Genomic DNA, 26,325 nt, shown 5'->3' with positions numbered 1-26,325 from the left:
GGTGTTCCATGCCTGTACGGAAATAGAATGGTCAGATACAGGTATCTGGGATTTTCTGGCGATCTGGTTTTTCTGGATAACGCAGGTCAACTTGACCCGTCTTATGAAGGTCTTGGTGGTCGCTTTGTGCTGTACTACATAGAGGAGAGCGAGCTTGTATAACCAGCGTTCTCTCAGGTTTGAGTTTACTAACGAAACATCTTCCTTTGATGAGAAAGGGAATAACACAATCTCCATCAGCGAGGTTCGTTCAACAGTATCGTTTCAGTCTGCTGGAAACTTATTTGGCACTCAGGTAAACGTCAGCCTTTTCGGGTTGAGCATGGAGCTTCTGGCATCGTTGTCATCAAAGGCTATGGGGTTGTTCGGTTCTGATACTGAACGCATCAGCATGAAGATTTATGTTGGCGATACTGCGATTTTTGTGGGTTATATGACGTCTTCCATTGCGAACATGAATACCGCGCCCAATTCAGCGCTGATGATAACTGCAACAGCAAACGCTGACCTGCAAAACAAGCCATCGCCGCCATTCTCGTTCAATGGATCTACTCCAGTAACAAGCGTAATCACTGCAATCTGCAAGGCTGCAGGATATAGCCCATACATCACCGGGCTTGATGGAATAGTTGCAACAAACCCTCACTATGAGGGGAGCATATTCAACCAGCTTGAGAAGCTGTGTGACGACTTTGAAATAGCCATGTCGGTAGCATCACCAACAATCACATTCTGGCCTCAGAATGAGAAGAAAGATGATGTTATGCCGCTTATTTCGCCTGAATACGGGCTGATAGGTTATCCGATATTTTCAAATGGTGGAGTGATGTTCCAGACGCAGTTCTCAACACTGTTGACGACCGGTCGCAATGTCAGACTCATCACATCTCTTCCTCACGCAAGCGGCACATACAAGCTAACCAGCGTTAGCCATGAGCTTTCTTCATGGATGCCAGACGGACCATGGCACTCAGTGTGCATCGCGAACAGAATACTAACCGAGGGCGATAATGGCGGATAACCTGTTTACGCCAACCAGTGCGCAGACAAGCGAAGCGGAATCCTTCTCATACATCTTCAAAAGCCTCCTTTCGGGGGCTTTTTTTATTGAACTTGTCCAGGTGGAGGCCATTCGTGGAATTGCGCCAAACCTGGTTGTCGATGTGCTTCCACTGGTAACCAGGACAGACCCTAGTGGGGCGATGATTCAGAATTCACAGATATTCAACGTTCCAGTTTTCCGGCTTCAGCGTGGTGACAGCGCAGTCATCATGAACCCCGTTCCCGGAGATATCGGGATGATTGCTGTGTGCGATCGTGATAACTCAATAGCCAGAGCAAACCGAAAGCAATCCATACCTGGCAGCAAAAGAACGCACAGCAAATCAGATGCTCTTTATCTTGGTGGGTTCCTGAACGGCGAGCCGGCACAGTTTATTGAGTTTGCTGATGGGGCGATAAATATCACCACGCCTAACCCGGTAAACATCATCTGTTCATCGGTGAATATCACCGCACCCGATGGAGTGAATATGACTACTCCTTTGTTAAAGGTTAGTGGAGATATTCAGGACAACTCCGGAACTCAGTCATCTACGGTTAAAAATCTCAGAGACAACTACAACATTCACAAACACCCGGTATCAGGCGTACAAACCGGAAGTTCAACAGTTGACTCCAACACAACGGACAAGCCTACATGACATACAGAACCATGCAGTTAGACACGTCTACGTGGGACTTAACATTGGATGGAAACGGGAACATTGCCATTGCTGATGAAGTGTATTCAGTAGCTCAGGATGTTGCCAGTGCATGCCTGGTATTTTCTGGAGAATGCTATTACGACAACACTCTTGGAATTCCGTGGAAATCCGATGTGCTAGGCAAGCGTCCAACACCAGGTTATGTAGCGCAAAAACTTCAGACTGAAGCCAAAAAGCTCCCCATCGTTGACCAGGCACTTGCTACGGTCTTCTTCGATAAAAACACTCGTCGTATGCGCGGCACGATTCGCGTTACGGACATCAACGGTAATACAGCGACGGCAACGATATGACGACTTTAGAAACTGCTGTACCTGATGTAACCATCACTGAGAATGGTCTATCCGTTCCTGACATCTCTGATGTTCTTGCTGGTCGCCTGACAGATATGACAACCGCTCTTGGTGGTGGTGCCAGTCAGTCATTAAGCTCACCTCAAGGCCAGATTGCTCAGTCGGACACTGAAATCATCGCGCAAGAGTACGACAAGCTTCTATGCCTGTTTAACCAGGTTAACCCTGATTACTCAACTGGAAGGTTTCAGGATGGGATTGGTCGTATTTACTTCATGGACCGCATCTCAGCGCAGGGGACGGTGGTCACTGCAACTTGTATTGGTCAGGTAGGTACAACAATCCCTGCTGGCAGTTCTGCGGTAGACACGAGCGGATATATTTACCAGTCAATCGACAACGCGATAATCCCATCGACTGGCTCGGTTGACGTGCAGTTTGTTAATACCACTACCGGCCCCATACCATGCGCAGCAGGGGCACTTAACCAGATTTACCGCGCAGTATCTGGATGGGATTCTATTACAAACGTCAGCCCGGGTGTTGTTGGTGTTGATGTTGAGTCTCGAATTGCCTTTGAAACACGACGCAGACAGTCAGTGGCGAGAAATAGCAGGAATCAGGATGCCTCTACACTATCCGCGCTTCTTGCCACCAATGGAGTCCTGGACGCTTATGTATGGTCCAACAGAACGGCATCAACCGTAAATAAAGGCACGACAAACTTTCCGGTGCTTGGTCATTCAATTTATATATGTGTGTATGGCGGAACGGATTCGGATGTCGCAGAGGCGATATTCAACACCTATAACCCTGGTGCAAATCTCAATGGAGATACCACATACACTGTTTACGATAACGTAAACTACACCGCTCCATATCCTTCTTATGACATGCAGTGGCAGAAAGCCACACCAACGCGAGTCTATTTTAATGTTGAGCTTGATAGTTCTCTTAATCCTCCAAGTGATATCACTCAGCAAGTTAAGACGATGATTGCCTCGGTATTTAACGGTGGTTATGAGGGGATTGGTAAGGCTCGGATCGGGGCGACTATAAACTCCGGAAAGTACTATGCGCCAGTAATTTCAATCTCTCCTGATACGATTGGGATTCTTTCTCTGGAAGTCTCTCTGGATGGTTCAACATATGGTCCAGCGGTAACTATGGGTATAGACCAGGTCCCTACCATTCAGGAATCTGACATAACTGTTACATTATCGTAAGGGGTGAGGCATGTGGAAAGACACCATTCTTACCCAATATTCTGCAAGTCAAAAACTATTATCCATCATTGATACGTTTAATCAGGCTTTAAGTCTTGATGATTTCACAGATGAGTTCATTGCCAAAGTATGGGATTTAACGACCTGTGAAACATACGGACTTGATATGTGGGGTAAAATAGTTGGAATCAGCCGTTACATCAATGCACCGATAGAAAGTAGCTCATTCGGGTTCGGCGAAGCTGATGATGCAGATCCAGATTACCCTACGCCATTCAACGACTCACCTTTTTTTGGTGGCATACAGGAAACAACAAACGTCAGACTAGGGGATGACACTTACCGTACACTGATATTCTGCAAGGCATTCACTAACATAAGCATAGCCACTATTCCGGAAATAAACAGATTCCTGAAAATACTCTTTTACCAAAGAGGAAGAGCATATTGCGTAAACTACCGAGATATGACTATAGGAATAACATTTGAATTTGAACTCGCGCCGTACGAAGAATCAATTCTGACAAACTATGAAGTTACGCCAGTTCCAAGCGGTGTACTAGTAAATATACGGCAGATAGTCAGTCCGTATTTTGGATTTTCATCAGATGCCTATCCATTCAATGATGGCACTTTCTACAGAGATTAGATATGAACCGCACAGACGCACCAGCGAAGCAACCTAAACCATTTGGCGTTAATGGACAGAGGGAGGCAATTCTGCCCACCACTCCATCTGGAGATAACACTGCATCATATGAGTCTGGATTTCCACCAATAACAATGATTCTGAAGTCTGCAGGTGGACTGCCACCGAAAGGGCAGGACATGAACCAAATCCTGTTCGAGTTATCATCCCTCGGAAGGTGGTCCAGCACAGGTGCATTAAACACTTACGATTCTGCGTTTGCGACGGCTATCGGTGGATATCCCGCTGGTTCCTTTGTTCTTGGGGATGACTTAAAAACTGTTTACAGATGCACAGTAGACGGGAATACCGGCAATCCAAACTCAATTACCACTGGATGGTCTAAAGTAGCTAGCGATATTGCAGACATTTTAAGTCTTGGATCTGCCGCATATCGTACTGTTGGAAACAGTGTCAACCAAATACCTGACATGTCTTATTGGTCCTCCCCATCAGGAGGAGTTAATTTCCCTAACGGTTTTCAAATGCGATTCGGTACAATCTCTAGCTCTGGAGCAAAGACATTCTCAACGCCATTTACAAATCAGTGTTATGGAATCGTATTTGGTCAGACATACGCGGCTAACTTTTGGGTATTCAGCCCAGCATATAGAGCATCTGACATCAGTAAAACAGGGTTTGCTTTTATAAATATGGCATGGTCAGGAGTTCCAGGCACAGCCTCACAAGAGGCAGGTGAATCCGTTTTTTACATTGCGATAGGGTTCTGATATGGAAATGGTGTATAGCGCTTTAAATAACAGTTTTTTCGCTAAAAATGACGTGGCTAAATATCAAGATGCTGGATGGGAAATTTCCGATGCTGTCGATGTATCATATAATATATATCTTGAATACATTCAAGATAAAACATCAGAAGGAAAGGTAAGAATAGCAGGTAAAGACGGACTTCCTTCATGGGGCGATGCTCCAATTCCTGAAGAAAAAGATATTCAGGAAATGTTATATATGAAAAGACAGTCATTGATAAACGAGGCGACGATTGTCATTTCACCAATGAAAGATGCACTTGATGGCGGGTACATCGAAGAATCTGATAAGAAAATTCTAGAATCATGGCAAAGATATAGATATGCCTTGACCAAGGTAGATTTAAACAATCCTATTTGGCCTCAAAAGCCATAAAAAAAAGAAAAATGAAGGAGGTGAATTCTCCTTCATTTGTAATCTATTTTATGTAAAATAGCGTGGATTCATTAGTGTATCTGTTATATAAACCAAATTCAATACTCTTAATCCCTCCCATAATAACAGGGTCTGATGCTACAAAGCATCTTGATTCAATACAATAGACCTTAGAGTAGAAATCCCTGTTAAACTCGGTTCCATTCTCATTGATTAAATGCAAAAAGAATGACTCCCCATCATTCAATCCATGAAACTTATTTTTGTTAATTTCAAATATAAGTTTATTAGAAGCATGGAAAATTGCCTTTAATGCCTCATGATTTGTATCAGAAGCATACATCCATTTACCGGATGTGATGAATGAATAATCGAACGGGACTTGGTATTGGCTTACGTCATCGATGCCATAATATTTACCTGTATAATCTGGGCTGAAGTAATCACTTGGAGCATCACCTTTATCAAAAAGCATTCCCGTATAAAACATAGGAATATATGAACCACCTTCCCTCATAATTCTTTCTCTAATTTTCTGCTGCTCTGATAGAGAGGTATACGAAGTGAACTCGTTGTAAATTTTAACGGCAGCATACGGTAATATTATTGCTAATAATAAAGCCCATATCGAAACATTTCGTGATGCAATATTAACTTTATTAAAGAATAATAATGATAACGACAGTAACATCAGGATTAGTGTGCAATTAAGGCTTCTTAGGGCAAGATAGGGTGATGCAACCATTACTAAAACTGAAATGAGCGCAGCGATAAGAAATAACAAAGGCAACCTTATTCTTTTTCCATCAGTAATAACAATCAAAAAGGATGCCAATGCCAAGGATGATATCAGCCAAATAGACTGGACAGCGTCAGGTATGCGAATAGTAATATGCTCTACTATCTTTGTAGATAAAGGAAGTTCATACCAATCTTTAAAGAACTCCTTTCTCGCATAATTTCCCGGACTGGCAATTAACACGATAGAACCCAAAAGGTAAGATAAGCATGGCGCCAATGTTTTTAACGACACCCTGCCTTCTTTGTAAAGCACATATGTTATATATACAAGCGCCAAGAAACATATTGATACGCTCATGTTTTCATTGCCAATACCCGAAAAAAAAGCTAGAGCACAAAGCGCATAACAATTCACCTTTTCCTTATGCATTTCTTTAAGGAAGAAATAGTATAGAGCCAAGCAAAGCAATGCATTGGGGTATACATAATTAGCAGCACCAACCGTCCATAAAGTGGTTTGACCAAGGTTTGGGTTCCCAACCCAGTAAATCAATGAGATCAATGAAAAACTTAAATAAAAATATTTATCTCTCCGCTTTCCGAAAGGTATTGCTGCTATGCTCCACAGCATACAGAACAAAACGCAAGAATTAAATAGAGCGATTAAAACCCTGTTTTCTGTTATTAGAATTGCGCTAGATAACGTATCAGCGACAACCCTGCCGCTCCAAGTCATATAGTGATGAACTGATGATTCTATACTTAATCCTTTTAAAAAATAACTGTAATCATCAGACTGTATAGGTGTTTTAAAGTATATAGAGAAAACTATCACAAAGAATAATGCGTATAAAAAATAACCCATTCCCTTATCTGTTAGCACTTTCATTTCTTTTCCTTAAGTAAATATCTAGGTCTGTGTTTTGACTCAATATATAATCTTCCTATGTATTCGCCAAGTATTCCTATTCCAATTAATTGCACTCCTCCAAGAAACAATATAGAAACAATTAATGATGTATATCCTCTGATTGGGTTTCCCCAAACTAAAGTGTTAAATATCATCCATGCACCATAAAAAAATGAAACGCAAGAAAAAAATAGCCCTATGTATGTCCATATTCTTAGGGGTACGGTAGAGAATGAAGTTATCCCCTCAATAGCCAGATTCCACAATTTCCAACCATTGAATTTAGAATTACCAGCAACTCTTTCAGCGCGTGCGTATTCAACAACATACGTTTTTCCACCCACCCAACTTAAAATTCCTTTCATAAAGAGATTTCGCTCAGGCATTGACTTGATATTTTCAACGACCTCACGAGACATTAAGCGGAAGTCTCCTACATTTTCCTCAATCTTAGGATTACTTATTTTATTATGTAGTTTGTAGAACCACTCAGCAGTCTTTCTTTTTAATCGACCATCAGTTGAACGATCGATGCGCTTTGCCAGCACAACATCCGCCCCTTCCTGCCATTTTTCAATCAGGTGAGGCAAAACTTCGATTGGATCTTGCAGGTCAACATCAATAGGAACCACTGCATCACCAGTTGCATGGTCAAGCCCAGCAAAAATAGCTGATTCTTTTCCGAAATTTCGGGTAAATGACAAAGAAACGACAAGCGGGTCTGATAATGCCAGATCGTTGATCAGAGACTCAGTCGCATCTTTGCTTCCATCATTTATGAAAACTATCTCAACCTCATACGGATTTAGATTTTCAAACTCGCGAACCGTTTTATAAAAAATTGGTATCGTGTCTTCTTCATTAAAGACCGGAACAACCAGAGAGATTTTCATTTTGCATCCCTGAAGACAATATATTTTGAATAAATGAAACCGCATACCAGACTGATAGCGGAAAACGTAACCAGAGTCACCAATGGTGGCAACCCACACATATCAGCAGCCCATCCAACCGCAGCACTCAGAGTGCCCATGAACCCGACATACAGCATGTATCGCAATGTTGTGGTCGAGGAATTGAATGTGAACTTTGCATTGGCATAAAAGCTGAAAGAAACCGCCATGACAAACCCAGCAAAGTTTGCAAGTGCCTGATTTGTATGCAGTCCGTAAATGCAGACAGCAAACACGACCCAGTGTATTAGCGTGTTAAGAACGCCTACAGATGTGTACTTAACGAATAACTTTAACATGATAAAAATCAGTAAATTCGGAAAGGTCTGAAGTGTAGCACCACAATCGGTATTGATCGACACTAACGATCAGTAATACTGTATCAATATACAGTATCTATCGGAGGTGCATCATGGGATTCCCGAGCCCGGCAGCAGACTACGTTGAGCAACGCATATCGCTCGACGAGACGTTAATCAGCAAACCATCGGCAACGTACTTCATGCGGTCAGGGCAAACGTACTGGCGAGAAGGCATCATGTACGGTGCTTTGCTCGTCGTTGACAGTTCACTGACGCCGTTTGATGGCTCGTTGCTGGTTTGTTCAGTTGACAATGAGTTCAGGGTGAAGCGATACAAGCGCTACCCCAAACCACATCTGATTAATCTTGAGACTGGAGCGGCAGAGGAGATACCAAAGCCGACCAGCCTGTTTGATGATGAGTCGCATTTGTTCGGAGTGATAACGTACATCATCAACGATGCGCGTTCTGGTGAGTTTGATGATTGCCCTGTGATGTGAGACAGAAATGAGACACGTAAAGCTTTGCATCGGTTTGCAAGGCTTTACATGTTTTGCGAAGGTGGGACATGTGAGCGCAGTGGTGATGGGGTAAGTTGTTGTTATCCTAGATAGTCCGAGGAACTTCTAAGCCGTCGGTCGCAGGTTCGAATCCTGCAGGGGGCGCCATTTCCTGGCGCGTTTACCTGGCGGTATTCAGGCCGGACCGCACAAAGCCGCCATCCGGCGCGAATATCTTCCTGTCACTCTTTATAAAAACTGGCCAGGTCGATGGTATTTTCTTTTACCGCATCCATGGCGCTGATAAATTCATTTTTTTGCGCTTCTTCGTCGCTGCGCGGTAAAGAGTTACCGTAAAAACGGCCATTTTTATGAATGGCCAGTGAGTCACTTTTTACCTGACCATTTACCATTCCCTGCGCATTAATGCTGACTTCGCCGCCGATACAATTGCCATTCAGAACGCCGTCGACGGCAATGGCATAGGCTATAATATCCCCTTCAACGTGACCGCTTTTCAGAATATGAACGGTTTTTTCAGAGCGAATAACACCGTCAATGCGGCCATTTACGTGAATATCGCTGGTGGAGTTAAGCTCGCCCTTAATAATACAGGTTTCCGGGATAACGGCGACCGACGGTTCCAGCGGGCTTTGCTGCGTCGGTTTTACCGTCAATTCCACATCGTCGCCGAGGTAAGAAACCTGAGAAGGGTTAAGAGAAGAGGCGATGTTGATGTCTGCATGAGTGTCGGCAAACGTGGTGTTTTGCTCTTTGCGTTTGAACATGGTTCTGATCCCCGTCGATGATAAAATTAAATAAACAGCATAAAATAAACCACAGGTTAAAATAATTATGGCAATCACTTTCCATCGCGATTTTATCGTCAGGTAAAAATGTTGATCACCTACGCCATAATGAATAATGAGATAAAGCCAAAGCCCCCAAATAAGCCACAGGAGGTTATAATGCATAGACCTTCACCGAACCTCCCTGATTATCCTGATCGCTGTTCATCGGTGTCAGGACGGTAACATTCAGTGAATTAATGCACAATAAAAAATAAGAATGACCTTTTTTGCTTTGCAATAATTTGAATTCTATCGATTTAAAAAATGACAACGTGCGATTAACAATAATGACCGTGATCGGACACGCACAAAATTCTGACGGTAATAACGCTATTCTGTTAATAATTTGCCGGATAAATAGTCAGCGGCCAGATATGCCTTTTTTTTCGGATTTTTTGTTTCAAAGAAGAATAAAAATTGTGCGCCAGGTGGAATTATTTAGCGTAACCGCATTGGCGTGGTCATAGGTTGACGAAAAGGCGGGCGGAGGAAAAACAGTGACGTCAGGAGCCGTGACGTGTTGGACATCGTCCGCCGGGCAATATCATTATGTGTATGAAGTGTTAAAATTTTGTGTGGGTTAAAAATTCACCGCCATTGCCTCCTTTGATTTAGGAGGATTCTTAGCGCTGACGCCACCGGTAGCGACCTGTCAGCGCAGCGCTTTCGGCAAACTCAGCGTAAAGCGGGTCGCGCGGGCGTCAGACGTCACCGACACTTTTCCGTGATGCGCCGTTACAATCGACTTGACGATCGCCAGGCCTATGCCGCTGCCTTCGCCCTTGCGCTGGCGGGAGGGGTCCACGCGATAGAAACGATCAAACAGACGCGGCAGATGTTCCGCCGCAACCGGCGTTCCCGGGTTTTCAACCTCAATGCGCACCCGATCGTCAATCTCTTTTAGCCTGACGATGACGGTTTCGCCGCCAGGCGTATGACGCAACGCGTTTGATAATAAATTGCTCAGCGCTCTGCGCAACATTCCCGGATCGCCGAAAACATGGCACGGGCAGCCCTCAAGGCGCAGCGTGACGCCACGCTCCTCTGCCAGCGCTTCAAAAAAGTCGAACACCTTACTGACTTCCTCGGCCAGATTAAGCGCTTTTTTCTCTGGAATAAGCTGGTGGTTATCCGCCTGGGCCAGGAACAGCATGTCGCTGACCATTTTTGCCATATGGCTCAGTTCCTCAAGGCTGGAATAGAGCACCTCTTCCAGTTCCTTTTGAGTTCGCGGCTGGCTAAGAACAATCTCCGTCTGCGTCACCAGGTTGGTGATGGGCGTGCGGATCTCATGCGCGATGTCGGCAGAAAAATTAGACTGGCGGGTAAAGACATCTTCAATACGTTCCAGCATGTGGTTGAAAGAGAGCACCAGTCGTTCCAGCTCAATGGGGACATTTTGCGGGTCAAGGCGAACGTCGAGATCTTTCGAGGTAATGTTCTGGATCTGTCGGCTAACGCGGCGAATCGGCGCGTGTCCTTTATAGACCGCGAATAAAACCAGAAAGACGATCAGCAGGCTAATGATCGACGCGGTCATGATCAGCTTGTTTTTCAGATCGTTAATGTAATGGAGGTGAAAGTCGATCGACAACGCCATGTACAGAGTATATGCCGGTTTACCGTCAATCTGCGGACCGACCGGCAGGCGGATCATGCGCCAGCTGGCGTGGGTGCCGTGTCCGGTCATTTGCTTCGCTGGCTCGTTGATCAGCCAAACGTTGCCGCCGGGAACGGTGGTGTCCGGCTCGGCGGTGGCGAGAAATTGCCGGATGTCCGGCGCGCCAGGCGAATGCAGAAGCGCCCGCCCGCGGGTGTCCTCCAGCGCAATGAGGACGTTTGAATAACCAGCAACCACATTTTGCACAATCTCCAGCCGCCGGGATTCCGGTTCATCGGAATGGCTGAGTATGCGCTCCAGCGTGGCGCTAATTTCATTGAGATCGTTCACGTCCTGTTCGGCAAAATGGACTTTTACCGACTGGATCATGATCCAGGCGAAGGCAAAGAAAGCGGCGACTGTGGCAAGGCTGATGAAAAAAGTCAGGCGTGTCGCCAGGGAAAAAGGTCGCTTACTGCGCATCCGGCACCTCAAGCACGTAGCCCACGCCGCGCACGGTCTGAATCAGTTTGGGTTCGAAGTCATTATCAATCTTGCCGCGCAGACGTTTCACGGCGACATCGATGGCATTGGTGTCGCTGTCGAAATTCATATCCCACACCTGGGAGGCGATCAGCGAGCGCGGCAGTACCTCGCCCTGGTGACGGAGAAAGAACTCAAGCAGGGTAAACTCTTTGCTGGTGAGAGTGATCCGCATTCCGCTCCGGCTGACTTTGCGACTGACCAGATCGACATTCAGGTCCGCCACCTGAAACTGACTTTCAACAATCACCGCGGCGCCGCGCCGCAGCAGCGTTCTGACGCGCGCCAGCAGCTCGGCGAAGGCGAACGGCTTAACCAGATAATCGTCCGCGCCTAATTCCAGTCCCTTCACCCGGTGTTCAATGGTGCCGAGCGCCGTGAGTAACAGAATCGGCATCCCTTTTCCGCCAGCGCGCAGCATACGCACAATATCCCAGCCGTTAACGTCGGGTAGCATAATGTCGAGAATGAGCAGGTCGTAGTCGCCGGTCATCGCCAGGTGATAGCCATTCAGGCCGTTATCCGCAAGATCGACCACAAAGCCCGCTTCCGTCAGCCCTTTGGTCAGATACTCCCCGGTTTTTTTCTCATCTTCGACGATCAGTATCTTCAACGCATCCTCCTTCCGCCGCCTGTTTACGTGGCGTCTCCCAATTCTAGAGAAGTCAGATCGGATAGCAATCGCCTTCCGGGAAAATGACAGCTTTGTCATTTTGCTGTCACCGCCTGAACAGAGAGCGCCAGGTAAAGTTACCCGCATCTTTCCTTATGTTAATCAGGCTTATGTGCACATTCAGGTTTTTTACCCTCAGCACGGCGCTGCTGCTGACAGGATGCTCGCTGGCGCCGGACTACCAGCGCCCGGCCTTACCGGTGCCGCAGCAGTTTTCGCTGAGCCACAACCGTCTGATGACCGCGCCTGCGAACTATCAGGATAGCGGCTGGCGGCAGTTTTTCGTTGATCCTCAAGTCAAAACGTTTATTAGCGAGGCGTTGCGTAATAACCGGGATTTACGCATGGCGACGCTGAAAGTGCAGGAGGCGAGGGCGCAGTACCGGGTCACCGACGCCGACCGCTACCCGCAGTTGAACGCAGAAGGCAGCGGAAGCTGGAGCGGAAATCTCAAGGGCGACAGCGGAACCAGCCGCGAATACGACGCGGGACTGAATCTCAGTGTTGATCTGGATTTCTTTGGTCGGCTGAAAAACATGAGCGAAGCCGACCGACAGAACTTTTTTGCCAGCGAAGAAGCCCGTCGGGCGGTCCATATTTTGCTGGTTTCGAACGTGGCGCAAAGCTATTTCAGTCAGCGACTTGCGGCGGCTCAACTTCGGGTTGCCGAAGAAACGTTAGGCAATTATCAGCGTTCTTATGCGCTGGTGGAAAAGCAACTGGTCACCGGTACCAGTAATGTGCTGGCGCTGGAACAGGCGCGCGGCGTTATTGAAAGCACCCGCAGCGACATCGCCAAACGTCAGGGGGAGCTGGCGCAGGCCAATAACGCGTTACAGCTTCTGCTGGGCGCCTATGCCCGGCTACCGGAGGAAAACGCCGCTGGCGAGGGCGATCTCCATGCTGTAACCCTGCCGCCTGCGCTGTCGTCGCACATCTTATTGCAACGACCGGACATTATGGAGGCAGAGCATACGCTGATGGCGGCGAACGCCAATATTGGCGCGGCGCGGGCGGCGTTTTTCCCCTCCATTAGCCTGACCAGCGGCATTTCCGGCAGCAGCAGCGATCTGACGAACTTATTCAGCGCGGCGGGCGGCATGTGGAGCTTCATCCCAAAGGTGGAGCTGCCGATTTTCAATGCCGGTCGTAATCAGGCCAGTCTCGATCTGGCCGAGATCCGTCAACAGCAGTCGGTGGTCAATTACGAGCAAAAAATCCAGAACGCGTTTAAAGAGGTCGCTGACGCGCTGGCGCTGCGCCAGAGTCTGGCCGGGCAGATTCGCGGCCAGCAACGCTACCTCGCGTCGCTGCACATTACCCTGCAACGCGCCAGAGCGCTCTATCGCCACGGTGCGGTGAGTTACATCGACGTGCTGGACGCGGAGCGTTCGTTGTTTTCAACCCAACAAACGTTGCTGGACCTCAATTACGCCCGCCAGGTTAACGAAATCAAACTGTATACCGCCCTCGGCGGCGGCTGGGTGGAATAAATCCCCCGCCGCGGGCCAGGCCTCCTGTAGCCGGTTCAGGCGCCAGTCGCCGTCCGGCAAAATTCACTCCTTCTGAAAGGTGACTTATGAACAATCTCTTTAAAGCAGTCGTAGTAACGGTTTTCTCTGTGCTGGCAGCCCATGTTCAGGCCAGTGAACATCATCATGACGGGATGATTGCCGCTGAACACAGCCCGGTGGTGAGCGCAACGGGAGTCGTCAAAGCCATAGACGGGGAAAGCAAGAAGGTCACCATTGCGCACGAGCCGATCCCGGCGCTGAACTGGCCGGCCATGACCATGCGCTTTACCCTCACGCCGCAAACGCAGCTTAACGGGATCACGCCAGGCGATAGCGTCACCTTTCATTTTGTCCAGCAGGGGAATCTTTCGTTATTGCAGGACATTAAGCGTCAGTAATTTTTCTTTATTTCAACGTTGGGCATGACCTCATGAAAAATATCGCGCTGATTATCGGCTGCATGCTGGCTGGCGGACTTATCGCCGTGGGCGGTTACGCGTATTTCACAGCCGATCGCGGGCCTGACGATGCGTCGTCTACCGCACAAAACGACGCCCGCAAGGTGCTGTTCTGGTACGACCCGATGTACCCGAATACCCGCTTCGACAAGCCGGGGAAATCGCCCTTTATGGATATGGACCTGGTGCCGAAATACGCCGATGAAGAAAGCGCAAACGCCGCCGCGCCGGGCGTGCGGATTGACCCCACACAGACGCAAAACCTCGGCGTGAAAACCGGGGTCGTTCGCCGGGGGGCGCTGACCTTTGCGCAGACTTTCCCGGCGAACGTCAGCTACAACGAATATCAGTATGCGATTATGCAGGCGCGCGCCGCCGGGTTTATCGAAAAAGTCTGGCCGTTGACCGTCGGCGATAAAGTGAAAAAGGGCGCGCCGCTGCTTGAGCTGACCATTCCTGACTGGGTGGAAGCGCAAAGTGAGTATCTGCTGCTGAAGGAGACAGGCGGAACCGCCAGCCAGGTTGAGGGGATCCTTGAACGCCTGCGGCTGGCCGGCATGCCGGAAGCGGATCTTCGCCGCCTGATTACCACCCGCAAGATTCAGACCCGCTTCACCCTCACCGCGCCGATCGACGGCGTGATTACCGCCTTTGATTTACGCGCCGGAATGAACATCAGCAAAGATAATGTGGTGGCGAAGATTCAGGGAATGAATCCGGTCTGGGTAACGGCTGCCGTGCCGGAGTCCATTGCGTGGCTGATTAAAGACGCCTCGCAGTTTTCCCTGACCATACCGGCCCGTCCCGACATGCATTTCACCTTCCGCAAATGGACGCTGTTGCCGAGTGCGGATGCCTCAACCCGTACCCTGCAACTGCGTCTGGAAGTGGACAACCCCGACGAAGCGCTGAAGCCAGGCATGAACGCTTTTCTTAGCCTCAACAGCCAAAGCGAGCCAATGCTGCTGATCCCGACAAAAGCGCTGATCGACACCGGCAGCGAACAGCGGGTGATTACGGTTGATAACGAAGGGCGCTTTGTGCCGAAACGGGTGTCGGTATTCCAGTCATCGCAGGGATTAACGGCAATCCGTTCCGGCTTGCAAGAAGGGGAAAGCGTGGTTTCCAGCGGTCTGTTTTTGATTGACTCCGAAGCGAATATCGCTGGCGCGCTGGATCGAATGCGAGCGGCGTCCACTCCTGACACATCCACGCCCGCCGCGCATGCGCACTGAGGAGAACGCAGATGATTGAATGGATAATCCGCCGCTCGGTCGCCAACCGTTTTCTGATCGTCATTGGCGCGCTTTTCCTTGGCGTCTGGGGAACCTGGACCATTGTGAATACGCCAGTGGATGCGCTACCCGATCTCTCCGACGTGCAGGTGATTGTCAAAACGCGTTACCCAGGGCAGGCGCCGCAAATCGTGGAAAATCAGGTCACGTATCCGTTAACGACCACGATGCTGTCCGTGCCGGGCGCCAAAACGGTGCGCGGCTTCTCGCAGTTTGGCGATTCGTATGTGTACGTCATTTTTGAAGACGGCACCGATCCGTACTGGGCGCGTTCGCGAGTGCTTGAATATCTTAATCAGGTGCAGGGAAAACTTCCCGCCGGAGTGAGCGCGGAAATGGGACCGGACGCCACAGGCGTTGGCTGGATCTTTGAATATGCGCTGGTCGATCGCAGCGGTAAGCACGATCTGGCCGAATTGCGTTCGTTACAAGACTGGTTTCTGAAATATGAACTTAAAACGATTCCCGACGTGTCGGAGGTGGCTTCGGTCGGCGGGGTGGTGAAAGAATATCAGGTGGTCATTGATCCGATGAAACTTGCCCAGTACGGCATCAGCCTGGCGGAGGTAAAGGCCGCGCTGAGCACGTCAAATCAAGAGGCGGGCGGGTCGTCGGTCGAACTGGCGGAAGCGGAATACATGGTGCGCGCCAGCGGCTATCTGCAATCGCTGGAGGATTTCAATCATATCGTCCTGAAGACGAATGAAAACGGCGTGCCGGTGTATCTGCGCGATGTGGCGAGGGTGCAAATCGGTCCTGAAATGCGCCGGGGGATCGCCGAACTGAACGGCGATGGCGAAGTGGCGGGCGGGGTGGTGATCCTGCGCTCCGGGAAAAATGCGCGCGAGGTTATCTCCGCCGTGAAGAACAAGCTGGACATCCTGAAACGCAGTTTGCCGGAAGGGGTGGAGATCGTAACAACCTACGATCGCAGTGGGCTGATTGACCGCGCCATCGACAATCTTAGCGATAAGCTGCTGGAAGAGTTCATTGTCGTGGCGCTGGTCTGCGCGCTGTTTCTCTGGCACCTGCGTTCCGCGCTGGTGGCGATCATTTCTTTGCCGCTGGGATTGTGTATTGCATTTATTGTGATGCATTTTCAGGGGCTTAACGCCAATATCATGTCGCTTGGGGGTATCGCTATCGCCGTTGGCGCAATGGTCGACGCTGCGATTGTGATGATCGAAAACGCCCATAAACGGCTGGAGGAGTGGGCGCATCAGCATCCGGGGAAAAACATCGATAACGAGACGCGCTGGCAGGTGATTACGCAGGCCTCCGTCGAGGTGGGACCTGCGTTGTTCATCAGTCTGTTAATTATTACCCTTTCTTTCATCCCTATCTTTACCCTGGAAGGCCAGGAAGGGCGTCTGTTCGGGCCGCTGGCGTTCACAAAAACCTGGGCAATGGCCGGTGCGGCGCTGCTGGCGATTGTGGTGATTCCTGTGCTGATGGGGCTGTGGATCCGCGGCAATATTCCGGCGGAAAGCCGCAATCCCCTGAACCGCTTGTTGATCCGTCTTTACCATCCGCTGCTGCTGAACGTGCTGCGCTGGCCGAAAACCACGCTGCTGTTGGCGCTACTTTCTGTCCTGACGGTTGTCTGGCCGCTCGGCAAAGTGGGCGGCGAGTTCTTACCGCAGATTAACGAAGGCGACTTGCTGTATATGCCTTCCACGCTACCGGGGATCTCGGCGGCGGAAGCGGCCAGCATGTTGCAGAAAACCGATAAGCTGATTATGAGCGTGCCGGAAGTGGCGCGGGTTTTCGGCAAAACCGGCAAAGCAGAAACCGCAACGGATTCCGCACCGCTGGAAATGGTGGAAACCACCATTCAGCTTAAGCCGCAGGATCAGTGGCGTCCGGGGATGACGATGGAAAAAATCATTGAGCAGCTGGACCAGACCGTTCGTCTGCCGGGGCTGGCAAACCTGTGGGTGCCGCCGATTCGTAACCGCATCGATATGCTTTCCACCGGCATCAAAAGTCCCATTGGCATCAAAGTGTCCGGCAACGTGCTGGCGGATATTGACGCGATGGCCGAACAGATCGAGAACGTCGCGAGAACTGTACCGGGGGTAACCTCTGCGCTGGCGGAACGTCTGGAAGGCGGACGTTATCTCCATATCGACATCGATCGGGAAAAAGCGGCGCGCTACGGGATGACGGTCGGCGACGTACAGCTGTTCGTCTCCTCTGCGATCGGCGGGGCGATGGTGGGGGAGACCGTGGAGGGCATCGCCCGCTATCCGATTAATCTGCGTTATCCGCAGAACTATCGCGACGGCCCGCAGGCGCTACGGCAGTTGCCGATTTTGACGCCGTTAAAACAGCAAATCACGCTGGCTGATGTGGCGGAGGTCAACATCACGTCCGGCCCGTCGATGTTAAAAACGGAAAATGCGCGCCCCACCAGTTGGATCTACATCGACGCCCGCGACAGGGATATGGTTTCCGTGGTGAACGATCTCAAGCAAGCGATCGCGAAAAACGTGCAGATGAAGCCCGGCACCAGCGTCGCGTTTTCCGGACAGTTTGAACTGCTGGAGCGGGCGAATCATAAGCTTAAAATGATGGTGCCGATGACGCTGATGATTATTTTTGTTCTGCTGTACCTGGCGTTCCGTCGCGTTGGCGAGGCGCTGTTAATCATTACCAGCGTGCCGTTTGCGCTGGTGGGCGGGATCTGGTTTCTTTACGGGATGGGGTTCCATTTGTCGGTGGCGACGGGAACCGGGTTTATCGCCCTTGCCGGCGTCGCCGCTGAGTTTGGCGTGGTGATGTTGATGTACCTGCGTCATGCCATAGAGGCCGTGCCAGCGCTGAATAATCCGCAGACCTTCACGGCAGAGAAACTCGACGATGCGCTTTATCACGGCGCGGTACTCCGGGTGCGGCCGAAAGCGATGACCGTGGCGGTTATCATTGCCGGTCTGCTGCCTGTTTTATGGGGCACAGGGACCGGGTCAGAGGTGATGAGCCGCATCGCCGCGCCAATGATTGGTGGGATGATTACCGCGCCGCTGTTGTCGCTGTTTATTATTCCCGCCGCCTATAAGCTGATGTGGTTGCGCAGGCATCACGCCGCAGGGAGGAGATAATCTTATTCACATTATCCGACCTGGTGTCACCACACCGGTCGGATACCTTCATTTCGTTTGAATGAAATCCCTCGCTGTTTTTCCTCTCCTGTAAGCGTTTTTTTCATCATTTTTTGTATTTATTTTCTCCTGAAAGAGCGGATTAATTCCGCTCGACGTGACTGAGGACATATTCACCAGCGTGTTGCGCAGAAAAACAGCGATGTTTATCGCGTACTGAAAGCCGTTCCCCTCGTCCATTTTTTTATTTCATGGTGCTTCGTTTTTTAGCCGAATTATCCCTTTTTGTAATGAAATTTTCGTTAAGTTGGGATTTTTGCACGCATAAAGTGGGCCAGTTTTACACTTCACTGAATGTTTTTACAAATCAATTAATCAATAAAAATAGCTAAAAACTTAATATCGTGCGAAATATCTGAAAGAGAATCCCTTATGGTAAACAAAAACTATCAGTCAGGAAAATTCTCCTTCTTTTTTATTTTAATTAAATGAGAAGTATCTGGATTACGAAAAATAAGGATTGACTATGGGATTTGGAATGGCAAAGGAAAATAAATTTGAAATCGTGGCCATTATTCGTGAAGAACTTCTCAGAAAAACCAAACTGGAGTTGAAATTCAAGGAAAACAGTGTGGTCACGCAGCTGGAAAAGGTGGACTTTGATTATTTCGTTATTGTTGAACGCAGCGAGGTTATTCCTTCTTCGATCCAGCATTTCATTCTGCATAGCGAAAGAGGCATTATTAAGTTTAACGCCAGGTTTAGTCCCTCGCTGACGGCTAACATGAAGGGCGGGCTAGCGTATTACATTCCTGACGTTATTTTTTTTGTGCAACGTCGGCAACATCAGCGCTTTTCCTTTCTGAAAGGCCAGCATTTTTATTGTCTGGGTCGTTATAAAAACGGCGAAAATTACAGTCTACAAATCAAAAATATCTCCCGCGGCGGCTGTGCGCTAATGTCACCGAGTGTGAATACGCGATTTCTGTATAAAGACGCGCTAATCAAAGGGGCATTGCTTGAATTTGAACAGTTCGGTTCGCTCCACCTGGATCTCCGAGTGGTCAACGTCGTACCCATACAAGAATTTGACGAAAATAATCAGCTTTATGCCAGTCAACAAATCTCCTGCAAATTTCAATTCAAACATCCTCGTGAGGAGTCCGGGGTCGAAAAAGTCATCATTAATATTTTGTTGAGCAATAAGCTTAAAACTTTATAAAAATTTAAACCAGAAGGGAGGCTTTCATGTTAATGAGTGGATGTGGAGATTTTGTGGGTCAGGGCATCTCTGACTATTTAAAAAGTAAACATGTTGAAGTCACGCCTGTCCCCTGGCGGGTTATGGTCAATAACGCCGCGCGTTATCGCCATCGTACGATGATTTTTAATCTCACCAGCCATAAACACGCCTGTGCGGACTTTGTGAATTATTTAAATAAAAACAGATTTAACGTTCACGACAATACGGTGGTTGTTATCGCTGACAGTCGTCTGGCAAAACTGTGCACCGAGTTATTGTATGTTGAAAAGGCCATCGTATTGACGGATAAATCACCGCTACGGGATTACCGACGACTGGCCACACTGGCGAGCGAGTACTGGAGCCCACAGCTATTTCGTTCACAAAAAAGACTCACCGACCGCGAGCAGCAGGTTCTCCGTTTACTGGTGGGCGGTTATTCACCGCAGGAGATCTCAAGCCTGGTCAGCCTGAGTTACAAAACCATCCAGACGCATAAGATGAAAATTATTGTGAAGCTGGGTTTGGCAAACTCTGCGGAACTGAATAAATTGATAGTCAGATTCAACCATCGCTTATCCTTTCTGTCGTAAGTTTGCCTGTAATATTTCTGGTTCAGGTACGACTTCGCGAGGGCGATGCGCGCGGCGTGGTACCCAATGGAAGGATAACATCAGGAGGGAAAAGTGGCAGATTCCGGCGCCGTGCTGAAAGCCTTAAAAGGCGCGAAACAGACTCAGCAGCTTTATATGGTATATCAGCCGATCTTTAATTTGCGCACCGGACGCATTTGCGCATTCGAGGCGTTGATGCGCTGGAACAGCCCGGAAATGGGAATGGTGCCGCCGGATATGTTTATTTCACTGTTAGAAAACAGCGGTCAGTTCCTGGCCGTGGAAGAGATGGTGACGAAAACGCCGTGGGAGACGGCGGCAGGCTGGCCTGAATACCTGTCATTGTCGATCAATTTCTCGGCCCTTGAACTATGTGACCCGCAATTACCCGCGCGGGTCCAGCATAATCTTGCGAAATACGGTCTGGACCCGCGGCGCTGTGAAATTGAGGTCACGGAAACACAGCCTCTGTACGAATGCCAGATCGCGGCGAAAAATATGCGTGAGCTGAAGGCGCTGGGGATCACCTTCGCGCTGGATGACTTTGGCACCGGACACGCCAATCTTGACTATTTGCTGCGCTATCCCTTTGACACCTTAAAGATGGATAAATCGTTTCTTGCGGCGGTGCCGGAAGGGGCGAGATCGGCGCAACTGGTGGAGGGGATAATTTCGCTGGCACATAACGTTGGGGTTGAGGCTCTGGCGGAAGGCGTCGAAGAGGAAGCGCAAAACGATTGGCTGATTGGGATGGGCTGCGATAAAGCCCAGGGATTTTATTTTTCACCGCCGATCCCGCCGGAGGCGATACCGGCCTTATTAAAACGTTATTCATAGTACAGAGTAAATGGCTGTGCGTTCAGATGACTCCACGGAAAAAAATCCCTCTGCATCACTGAGGGATTCTGCGTAGAGTTGCGCTAAGCCGTATGCCGCTTAAAACGTTTTCTTAAAGCCAATTGAGGCGTTTATCGGGGCTTCAACCCAACAGCAGGGATTTTGTAACACACCGACAAAACGTTGCGGTTAACCTGCCAGCAGTTCCTGCTCGACGTGTTTTACCTGCACTTCCAGCGTATCGCGAAGCGCAGCTAATGCGCGCTCCTGCTCAGCGAAATACGCTTCTTTGTCCTGTACCGATGTCGCCAGACGCCAGGCGTTTTCCGCTTCCAGTTCCGCAATCTCTTTCAGTAACGCTTCTATCTGGCTGCGCAACTGGCGAATTTTTTTCTGCAAATGTTCCAGATTATTCAGCCTGTCGCTGGCCATCATCGGCTCCAGACCGCTTTGCAACTGTGAAAGCAGCGAACGAATTGCCGCCAGATCGGCATTCTGCCGCGCGAGGTTAAGCTTCACCATCATCTGATGCGCCTTCTCTTTAAGATCATCGGCGACCACGTCAGGATGACACAGGCGGCTGGCTTGTCGCCACAGGCGCTTAAGCTCACTGCGTTCGTCTGCGGAAAGACGCTGGTCGCGGGCAAAACGGTGCAGGGCGTCCTGCTGCTGTTCCTGGTATTCCTGATATTCATGGGCCGCGTCTTCCTGCGCCTGACGGGCCGCGCCGTCATCATGTTGGGTGGCGTCGCTTTCCAGCTCGCGGATTTCAGCGAGCAGATCGGCAATCAGTTCCGTTTGCTGCTGAATACGCTCTCGCACTGTTACGGCTTCGCGGGAGGTTGAACTTATCGCCATCCATTGCAGTTTGAGCTGCGCTAACCTTTCGATAGCCAGCGAAATATACTGCTGGCAGGCACGATAATCCTTTTCACGCCGTTGACGTTCCACTTCCTGTTTGCGCCGGGCGCTGGCCGCCAGTTGTTGGCGCAACGCCAGAATCCGGCTCATCAAAGGGCCAAGACGCAGGTGATACTGGTCATTAAATTCGTCGAGGATCTGAATGCGGGTATTACGGGTGTCGATCAGCTCGCGCAACTGGGCTTCCAGTGCCTTAAGCTCCAGCTTGCTGGCGGCAATGGCCGGGTCCTGCCAATGGGTGAGGGCACGTTGATTTTGCAGCCAGGCGGCGATGTCGCGCATGGCATCGCTGAATCGACCCGATTCAATGGCGAGGGCAATGGCGTAAAGAGCAGGATCGCCAGCCTCTTGTTTTAAATGCACAAGCTGCTGCTGGATAATCTGCTGATCTTCAAGTTCGATAGCGCTTTTAACGATTTCGAGTCGTTTAATGATCTTATTCATGACACCCGTAGCCTGGCGTAACCATCCCAAGAATGACGCGATTTAGGTTAAGTCATATTTTTGATATTTATGGAAAAAACAGCAATCTGCATTTTGTGGTCTGTCATGCCTTTTCGTCCAGAATAATTCGCAGAAATTCTCGATTCGCCCATTTTTCGGTGGGACTCCTCACATTCCGAACCCCTGTTTCAAAAAGGGTCTTTTTTAAGCGAAATTTGCTTGCGATGAAAAAGAGAATAAGTATAGTTCTCATTCTCTTTATTATTTTAATGCATTGCCTCTTTCGGTAAGGAACCCGGCATGAAAAAGACCACCACCGTCCTCGCGCTGCTGATCGCGGCGGCGTTAACCGGCTGCGCCACGACGCCGTCGGCCACCGCGACCCCGGCAACGACAGAACATGTGGCCGCGTCAGCGGCTGCGACGGATCTTATTAAGCGCGATCTGGCGGATGGCCTGTACGAAATGGCGCTAAACCCGGCAGGCGATGCGCTGTACGTCGCCAGCGCAGAAGGCTTTAAGGACGTGCAGGGCGGCGTGGTCTATAAGCTGGATGCTAACACCCTGCAAACTCTGGGTCGCAGCCATACCGATCTGAAAAACTTCGGTATGGCGATGTCAGCGGAGGGGAAAACGGTTTATGTCACAAATTCGCTGGACGGCGGGCTGAGCGCAATCAATACCGCAGACGGCAAAGTCAAAAACCGGATTCTGTTCCCGGAGCGTAACCCGGAAGGCTTCCCTTACGGCGCCCGTCAGGTGCTACTGCATAACGGGCTGCTGTATGTGGGCGCGGTTGCCGATCCGGCAGTGATTTGGGTGGTGGACGCCGGTACGCTGAAGCTGAAAACCCGCATCAAAAACACCGGTAAATGGATGACCGGACTGCACTACTCAGACACCACGCAGCGTATTTATGCCGCGAACGGCGGCGGCGAGATCCTGGTGATCAACCCACGCAATCAGCGCGTCGAGAAGCGCTGGAAGCCACTGGGCGACAAACCGGCTCTGCTGCTGAATATGGCGGAAGATCCGCAAACCGGTCGTCTGTTCGTTACCGACAACTCGAAAGCCAAAACCACGTTGGTGCTGGATATCCACAGCGGCAAAGTGCTGAAGCAACTGGACGTGGGGGATTCCTTAGCCGTGACGTTCAACCCGAAACGTAACGAGATCTACATTACCCAGCGTGAATCCGGAAAATTGCTTAGCCTCAACGCGACTGATTACCGCCTGAAAAAAAGCTGGGATCTGCCGCCGAATCCCAACAGCCTGCTGCTTTCTGCGGATGGTCAGACCCTCTACGTCACCGTAAAGCAAAAATTCAATAAAGACCATTCCACCGACGCGCCGGACAGCGTGGTGCGCATTGCGCTGAACAAATAATAACAAGGCCGGGCAGGATGCTGTCCGGCACCGTTTTTTCTTATTTCTATGGCATTCACATGAACAACACCAAAACAGCTCTGGCGCTGACGGTCAGCGCGCTCTCAGTCTCCGCATGGGCGGCAGAAAAGGCGGTTAACCCGGAAGACACCATCGTAGTGCAGGCGGCCACGCGCGGCGACTTCGTTCCCGGCGGCGACACGCCGATGCCCGCGTTTCTTGACGGTCAGGTTGCTAACGGCGGCAGGCTGGGGATGCTCGGTCAGCAGAACGCCATGGATGTGCCGTTCAGCATCATCAGCTACACCGCGAAGCTGGTGGAGGATCAGCAGGCAAAAACCATTGCTGACGTGGTGGCTAACGACGCGGGCGTACAGTACGTTCAGGGGTACGGCAACAGCGCCGAAACCTTCCGCATTCGCGGCCTGAAGTTTGACGGCGATGACATGACCTTTGGCGGGCTGTCCGGCGTGCTGCCGCGTCAGGTGGTGGATGCCCAGATGGTCGAGCGCATTGAAATTTTCAAAGGGGCAAACGCCCTGATGAACGGCGCGGCAAGCTCCGGCGTGGGCGGGATGATCAACCTTGAGCCAAAGCATGCGGGCGACGCGCCGCAGGCGAAAGTGGGCGTGGACTACACCTCCGATTCACAGATTGGCGCCACGCTCGATGCAGGCCGTCGCTTTGGCGACAACGACCAGTTTGGCGCGCGCGTGAACCTGGTTCACCGCGAAGGTGAAACGACCATTACTGATGACCGCCGCCGTACCACGCTGCTTTCTACCGGTCTGGATTACAAAGGCGACCGTTTCCGCACCTCGCTGGATCTGGGCTATCAGAAAAAAACCTTCCACGGCAGCCCGACCAGCGTCAATATCTCCGTGGTCGATTTCATTCCTGCCCCCCCGGACAATAACCGCAACTTCTCGCAGAAGTGGGCCTACAGCGATATCGACAACACGTTCGGGATGTGGCGCAGCGAGTACGACATCACCGACAGCTGGACGGCGTATACCGGTCTCGGCGCGCAGCACGCCCACGAAGAAGGCATCTACAGCGCGCCGAAATTGTTGGACAAGAGCGGCAGGGCCATGGTCAGCCGACTCGACACCAATCGCATTAGCGACACAGTGAGCGGAATGGCTGGCCTTCGCGGGCAGTTCGACACTGGCTTTGTTTCGCACAAAGTGAACGTTGGTTATTCGGCGCAAAGCAAAAACGAAAAGATCGCGTGGAAAATGTCGAAAACGGCGGAGAATCCGTACACCAATATTTATCACAACGGCGGGGTGGCCGCTCCGGGCAGCACAAACTCGAACGGGAAGGGGGGAGATTATAGCGACCCCCGAACCAGCGGGCGTACCCGCACACAAGGCTGGTTGCTGAGCGATACGCTGGGCGTATTCGACGACAAACTGTTGTTCACCGTCGGTGCCCGCCATCAGAAGGTGGTGATTCGCGGCTATGACAAAATGACAGGGGCGGAAAACCCCGCTGACGGTTTTGACGGCAGCCGCTGGATGCCAACCTATGGCGTGGTTTATAAACCGTGGGAGGAAATCTCGCTCTACGCCAACCATACCGAAGCGCTACAGCCGGGGAAAACTGCGCCCAACACTGCCGTTAACTACGGTCAGAGCACCGGCATCGTTCATTCTAAGCAAAATGAGGTCGGCGTGAAGGCGGACTTTGGCCGTGTGGGCGGCTCGCTGGCGCTGTTTGAGATAAAAATGCCGACGGCCATCCTCGACAGTGAAACCAAACATTACGGGCTGGATGCAGAACAGCGTAACCGCGGCGTGGAGCTGAACGTATTCGGCGAACCGACGCTGGGGCTGCGTCTGAACGCCAGCGCCACCTGGCTGCAGGCAACGCTGACCAAAACCAACAACGGGGTGAATCAGGGGAATGAGGCGATTGGTGTTCCGAACTTCTATGCGGTACTCGGCGCGGAGTATGACATTAAACCGGTTGAAGGGCTTACCGCCACCGCGCGGGTGAATCACTCCGGTTCGCAGTATGCCGATCTGGCCAACAGCAAAAAGCTTAATGACTACACCACGCTGGATCTCGGTATGCGCTATCGTTTTGCTGTCAACCAGAGTCAGAATCAAATGGTGGTTCGTGCCGGTATTGATAACGTCACCAACGAGAACTACTGGGCGAGCGTGGACGATTCCGGCACCTATATCACGCAGGGCGAACCGCGAACCTTTAAGGTTTCGGTGGGTTACGAGTTCTGAGGTTCCACCTCGTTATCCGGGGCAGGGATGCCCCAACTCCTCTCATTGTTATAAAAATGTAACAAAAGCTTCTTACA

Annotated in this window: 25 protein-coding genes; 18 read left to right on the top strand and 7 right to left on the bottom strand. The window is 50.3% G+C overall.

What is annotated here, in order from left to right; all coding sequences use genetic code 11:
- Positions 1 to 27 precede the first annotated feature (27 nt).
- Genes APU02_RS27105 through APU02_RS01085 form a run of 8 tightly spaced genes read left to right on the top strand, consistent with a single transcriptional unit; the run spans position 28 to position 5,119 of the window.
- Positions 28 to 162 carry a hypothetical protein gene (locus APU02_RS27105; RefSeq protein ID WP_343285916.1) on the top strand — a complete coding sequence of 45 codons (135 nt, stop codon included), beginning with the start codon at positions 28 to 30 and terminating at the stop codon, positions 160 to 162.
- Positions 155 to 1,021: a hypothetical protein gene (locus tag APU02_RS01110; RefSeq protein WP_060568974.1), complete on the top strand. Its 867-nt coding sequence runs from the start codon at positions 155 to 157 to the stop codon at positions 1,019 to 1,021. The genes APU02_RS27105 and APU02_RS01110 overlap by 8 nt, the downstream gene beginning before the upstream one ends.
- Positions 1,011 to 1,703, top strand: a complete 693-nt coding sequence (locus APU02_RS01105) for a phage baseplate protein (RefSeq protein ID WP_060568973.1) — start codon at positions 1,011 to 1,013, stop codon at positions 1,701 to 1,703. The genes APU02_RS01110 and APU02_RS01105 overlap by 11 nt, the downstream gene beginning before the upstream one ends.
- On the top strand, positions 1,700 to 2,059 hold the full coding sequence (locus APU02_RS01100) for a hypothetical protein (RefSeq protein WP_060568972.1): 360 nt from the start codon (positions 1,700 to 1,702) through the stop codon (positions 2,057 to 2,059). Before APU02_RS01105 ends, APU02_RS01100 begins: the two co-directional genes overlap by 4 nt.
- On the top strand, positions 2,056 to 3,285 hold the full coding sequence (locus APU02_RS01095; protein WP_060568971.1) for a baseplate J/gp47 family protein: 1,230 nt from the start codon (positions 2,056 to 2,058) through the stop codon (positions 3,283 to 3,285). The genes APU02_RS01100 and APU02_RS01095 overlap by 4 nt, the downstream gene beginning before the upstream one ends.
- A 10-nt stretch (positions 3,286 to 3,295) precedes the next feature.
- Complete coding sequence (locus tag APU02_RS01090; protein WP_060568970.1) at positions 3,296 to 3,934, top strand: DUF2612 domain-containing protein; 639 nt, start codon at positions 3,296 to 3,298, stop codon at positions 3,932 to 3,934.
- A gap of 2 nt (positions 3,935 to 3,936) precedes the next feature.
- A complete protein-coding gene (locus APU02_RS24725; protein ID WP_072197049.1) occupies positions 3,937 to 4,704 on the top strand; it encodes a phage tail protein in 768 nt (255 codons plus the stop codon).
- A 1-nt stretch (position 4,705) separates the two neighbouring features.
- Positions 4,706 to 5,119, top strand: coding sequence for a tail fiber assembly protein (locus APU02_RS01085; protein ID WP_060568969.1), 414 nt, complete (start codon positions 4,706 to 4,708; stop codon positions 5,117 to 5,119).
- A 43-nt stretch (positions 5,120 to 5,162) separates the two neighbouring features.
- Here APU02_RS01085 and APU02_RS01080 read toward each other — a convergent pair whose 3' ends face one another.
- The 3 genes from APU02_RS01080 to APU02_RS01070 are packed head-to-tail and all read right to left on the bottom strand — an operon-like array spanning position 5,163 to position 8,022.
- Entirely contained in the window at positions 5,163 to 6,749 is a 1,587-nt protein-coding gene (locus tag APU02_RS01080) for a DUF6056 family protein (RefSeq protein ID WP_060568968.1), read from the bottom strand.
- The gene (locus APU02_RS01075) at positions 6,746 to 7,663 is read right to left on the bottom strand and encodes a glycosyltransferase family 2 protein (RefSeq protein WP_060568967.1); all 918 of its coding nucleotides are present in this window, start codon (positions 7,661 to 7,663) and stop codon (positions 6,746 to 6,748) included. Before APU02_RS01075 ends, APU02_RS01080 begins: the two co-directional genes overlap by 4 nt.
- A complete protein-coding gene (locus tag APU02_RS01070; RefSeq protein WP_060568966.1) occupies positions 7,660 to 8,022 on the bottom strand; it encodes a GtrA family protein in 363 nt (120 codons plus the stop codon). Before APU02_RS01070 ends, APU02_RS01075 begins: the two co-directional genes overlap by 4 nt.
- Positions 8,023 to 8,108: 86 nt before the next feature.
- Here APU02_RS01070 and APU02_RS01065 point away from each other — a divergent pair, with 86 nt between their 5' ends.
- Entirely contained in the window at positions 8,109 to 8,525 is a 417-nt protein-coding gene (locus APU02_RS01065) for a S24 family peptidase (RefSeq protein WP_343285941.1), read from the top strand.
- Between the two features lie 242 nt (positions 8,526 to 8,767).
- On the opposite strand, the gene APU02_RS01060 is transcribed toward APU02_RS01065, so the two are convergent.
- The 3 genes from APU02_RS01060 to cusR form a co-directional block, all read right to left on the bottom strand.
- On the bottom strand, positions 8,768 to 9,313 hold the full coding sequence (locus APU02_RS01060; RefSeq protein ID WP_157845128.1) for a polymer-forming cytoskeletal protein: 546 nt from the start codon (positions 9,311 to 9,313) through the stop codon (positions 8,768 to 8,770).
- Between the two features lie 715 nt (positions 9,314 to 10,028).
- A complete protein-coding gene (locus APU02_RS01055; protein ID WP_060568964.1) occupies positions 10,029 to 11,459 on the bottom strand; it encodes a Cu(+)/Ag(+) sensor histidine kinase in 1,431 nt (476 codons plus the stop codon).
- Positions 11,449 to 12,132 carry a copper response regulator transcription factor CusR gene (gene cusR, locus APU02_RS01050; protein ID WP_042285734.1) on the bottom strand — a complete coding sequence of 228 codons (684 nt, stop codon included), beginning with the start codon at positions 12,130 to 12,132 and terminating at the stop codon, positions 11,449 to 11,451. Before cusR ends, APU02_RS01055 begins: the two co-directional genes overlap by 11 nt.
- A 170-nt stretch (positions 12,133 to 12,302) precedes the next feature.
- Between cusR and APU02_RS01045 the strand changes: the two genes are divergently transcribed.
- The 7 genes from APU02_RS01045 to APU02_RS01010 all read left to right on the top strand — a co-directional run bounded on the left by APU02_RS01045 (position 12,303) and on the right by APU02_RS01010 (position 21,254).
- Positions 12,303 to 13,685: an efflux transporter outer membrane subunit gene (locus APU02_RS01045; protein WP_060568963.1), complete on the top strand. Its 1,383-nt coding sequence runs from the start codon at positions 12,303 to 12,305 to the stop codon at positions 13,683 to 13,685.
- A gap of 86 nt (positions 13,686 to 13,771) precedes the next feature.
- A complete protein-coding gene (gene cusF / locus APU02_RS01040) occupies positions 13,772 to 14,104 on the top strand; it encodes a cation efflux system protein CusF (protein WP_060568962.1) in 333 nt (110 codons plus the stop codon).
- Positions 14,105 to 14,136: 32 nt separating this feature from the next.
- Positions 14,137 to 15,399, top strand: a complete 1,263-nt coding sequence (locus tag APU02_RS01035) for an efflux RND transporter periplasmic adaptor subunit (protein ID WP_060568961.1) — start codon at positions 14,137 to 14,139, stop codon at positions 15,397 to 15,399.
- Between the two features lie 11 nt (positions 15,400 to 15,410).
- Positions 15,411 to 18,560, top strand: a complete 3,150-nt coding sequence (locus tag APU02_RS01030) for a CusA/CzcA family heavy metal efflux RND transporter (protein ID WP_060568960.1) — start codon at positions 15,411 to 15,413, stop codon at positions 18,558 to 18,560.
- A 526-nt stretch (positions 18,561 to 19,086) separates the two neighbouring features.
- Positions 19,087 to 19,782: a PilZ domain-containing protein gene (locus APU02_RS01020; RefSeq protein ID WP_060568958.1), complete on the top strand. Its 696-nt coding sequence runs from the start codon at positions 19,087 to 19,089 to the stop codon at positions 19,780 to 19,782.
- A 26-nt stretch (positions 19,783 to 19,808) separates the two neighbouring features.
- Positions 19,809 to 20,396, top strand: a complete 588-nt coding sequence (locus tag APU02_RS01015; protein WP_060568957.1) for a LuxR family transcriptional regulator — start codon at positions 19,809 to 19,811, stop codon at positions 20,394 to 20,396.
- A 93-nt stretch (positions 20,397 to 20,489) separates the two neighbouring features.
- Positions 20,490 to 21,254, top strand: coding sequence for an EAL domain-containing protein (locus APU02_RS01010; protein ID WP_060568956.1), 765 nt, complete (start codon positions 20,490 to 20,492; stop codon positions 21,252 to 21,254).
- 189 nt (positions 21,255 to 21,443) lie between these two features.
- Here APU02_RS01010 and APU02_RS01005 read toward each other — a convergent pair whose 3' ends face one another.
- Positions 21,444 to 22,619, bottom strand: a complete 1,176-nt coding sequence (locus tag APU02_RS01005; protein ID WP_060568955.1) for a DnaJ family molecular chaperone — start codon at positions 22,617 to 22,619, stop codon at positions 21,444 to 21,446.
- A gap of 300 nt (positions 22,620 to 22,919) precedes the next feature.
- Here APU02_RS01005 and APU02_RS01000 point away from each other — a divergent pair, with 300 nt between their 5' ends.
- Together APU02_RS01000 and APU02_RS00995 are read left to right on the top strand one after the other, a co-directional pair.
- The gene (locus APU02_RS01000) at positions 22,920 to 24,005 is read left to right on the top strand and encodes a YncE family protein (protein ID WP_060568954.1); all 1,086 of its coding nucleotides are present in this window, start codon (positions 22,920 to 22,922) and stop codon (positions 24,003 to 24,005) included.
- A 59-nt stretch (positions 24,006 to 24,064) separates the two neighbouring features.
- The gene (locus APU02_RS00995) at positions 24,065 to 26,248 is read left to right on the top strand and encodes a TonB-dependent siderophore receptor (protein ID WP_060569121.1); all 2,184 of its coding nucleotides are present in this window, start codon (positions 24,065 to 24,067) and stop codon (positions 26,246 to 26,248) included.
- Positions 26,249 to 26,325: the final 77 nt, after the last annotated feature.

Origin of the sequence: Citrobacter sp. 50677481, from assembly GCF_001463265.1 — a bacterium.
Taxonomy (GTDB): domain Bacteria; phylum Pseudomonadota; class Gammaproteobacteria; order Enterobacterales; family Enterobacteriaceae; genus Citrobacter_A; species Citrobacter_A sedlakii.
Note: the sequence above shows the minus strand (reverse complement) of the source record. Positions and strands in the feature narration are given on the sequence as shown.

Bases quoted from the DNA above. Each gene is read 5' to 3' on its own strand.
- APU02_RS27105 (WP_343285916.1), top strand. From the start codon at position 28: ATGGTCAGATACAGGTATCTGGGATTTTCTGGCGATCTGGTTTTTCTG.
- APU02_RS01105 (WP_060568973.1), top strand. From the start codon at position 1,011: ATGGCGGATAACCTGTTTACGCCAACCAGTGCGCAGACAAGCGAAGCG.
- APU02_RS01100 (WP_060568972.1), top strand. From the start codon at position 1,700: ATGACATACAGAACCATGCAGTTAGACACGTCTACGTGGGACTTAACA.
- APU02_RS01095 (WP_060568971.1), top strand. From the start codon at position 2,056: ATGACGACTTTAGAAACTGCTGTACCTGATGTAACCATCACTGAGAAT.
- APU02_RS01090 (WP_060568970.1), top strand. From the start codon at position 3,296: ATGTGGAAAGACACCATTCTTACCCAATATTCTGCAAGTCAAAAACTA.
- APU02_RS24725 (WP_072197049.1), top strand. From the start codon at position 3,937: ATGAACCGCACAGACGCACCAGCGAAGCAACCTAAACCATTTGGCGTT.
- APU02_RS01085 (WP_060568969.1), top strand. From the start codon at position 4,706: ATGGAAATGGTGTATAGCGCTTTAAATAACAGTTTTTTCGCTAAAAAT.
- APU02_RS01080 (WP_060568968.1), bottom strand. From the start codon at position 6,749: ATGAAAGTGCTAACAGATAAGGGAATGGGTTATTTTTTATACGCATTA.
- APU02_RS01075 (WP_060568967.1), bottom strand. From the start codon at position 7,663: ATGAAAATCTCTCTGGTTGTTCCGGTCTTTAATGAAGAAGACACGATA.
- APU02_RS01070 (WP_060568966.1), bottom strand. From the start codon at position 8,022: ATGTTAAAGTTATTCGTTAAGTACACATCTGTAGGCGTTCTTAACACG.
- APU02_RS01060 (WP_157845128.1), bottom strand. From the start codon at position 9,313: ATGTTCAAACGCAAAGAGCAAAACACCACGTTTGCCGACACTCATGCA.
- APU02_RS01055 (WP_060568964.1), bottom strand. From the start codon at position 11,459: ATGCGCAGTAAGCGACCTTTTTCCCTGGCGACACGCCTGACTTTTTTC.
- APU02_RS01045 (WP_060568963.1), top strand. From the start codon at position 12,303: ATGTGCACATTCAGGTTTTTTACCCTCAGCACGGCGCTGCTGCTGACA.
- cusF (WP_060568962.1), top strand. From the start codon at position 13,772: ATGAACAATCTCTTTAAAGCAGTCGTAGTAACGGTTTTCTCTGTGCTG.
- APU02_RS01035 (WP_060568961.1), top strand. From the start codon at position 14,137: ATGAAAAATATCGCGCTGATTATCGGCTGCATGCTGGCTGGCGGACTT.
- APU02_RS01030 (WP_060568960.1), top strand. From the start codon at position 15,411: ATGATTGAATGGATAATCCGCCGCTCGGTCGCCAACCGTTTTCTGATC.
- APU02_RS01020 (WP_060568958.1), top strand. From the start codon at position 19,087: ATGGGATTTGGAATGGCAAAGGAAAATAAATTTGAAATCGTGGCCATT.
- APU02_RS01015 (WP_060568957.1), top strand. From the start codon at position 19,809: ATGTTAATGAGTGGATGTGGAGATTTTGTGGGTCAGGGCATCTCTGAC.
- APU02_RS01005 (WP_060568955.1), bottom strand. From the start codon at position 22,619: ATGAATAAGATCATTAAACGACTCGAAATCGTTAAAAGCGCTATCGAA.
- APU02_RS01000 (WP_060568954.1), top strand. From the start codon at position 22,920: ATGAAAAAGACCACCACCGTCCTCGCGCTGCTGATCGCGGCGGCGTTA.
- APU02_RS00995 (WP_060569121.1), top strand. From the start codon at position 24,065: ATGAACAACACCAAAACAGCTCTGGCGCTGACGGTCAGCGCGCTCTCA.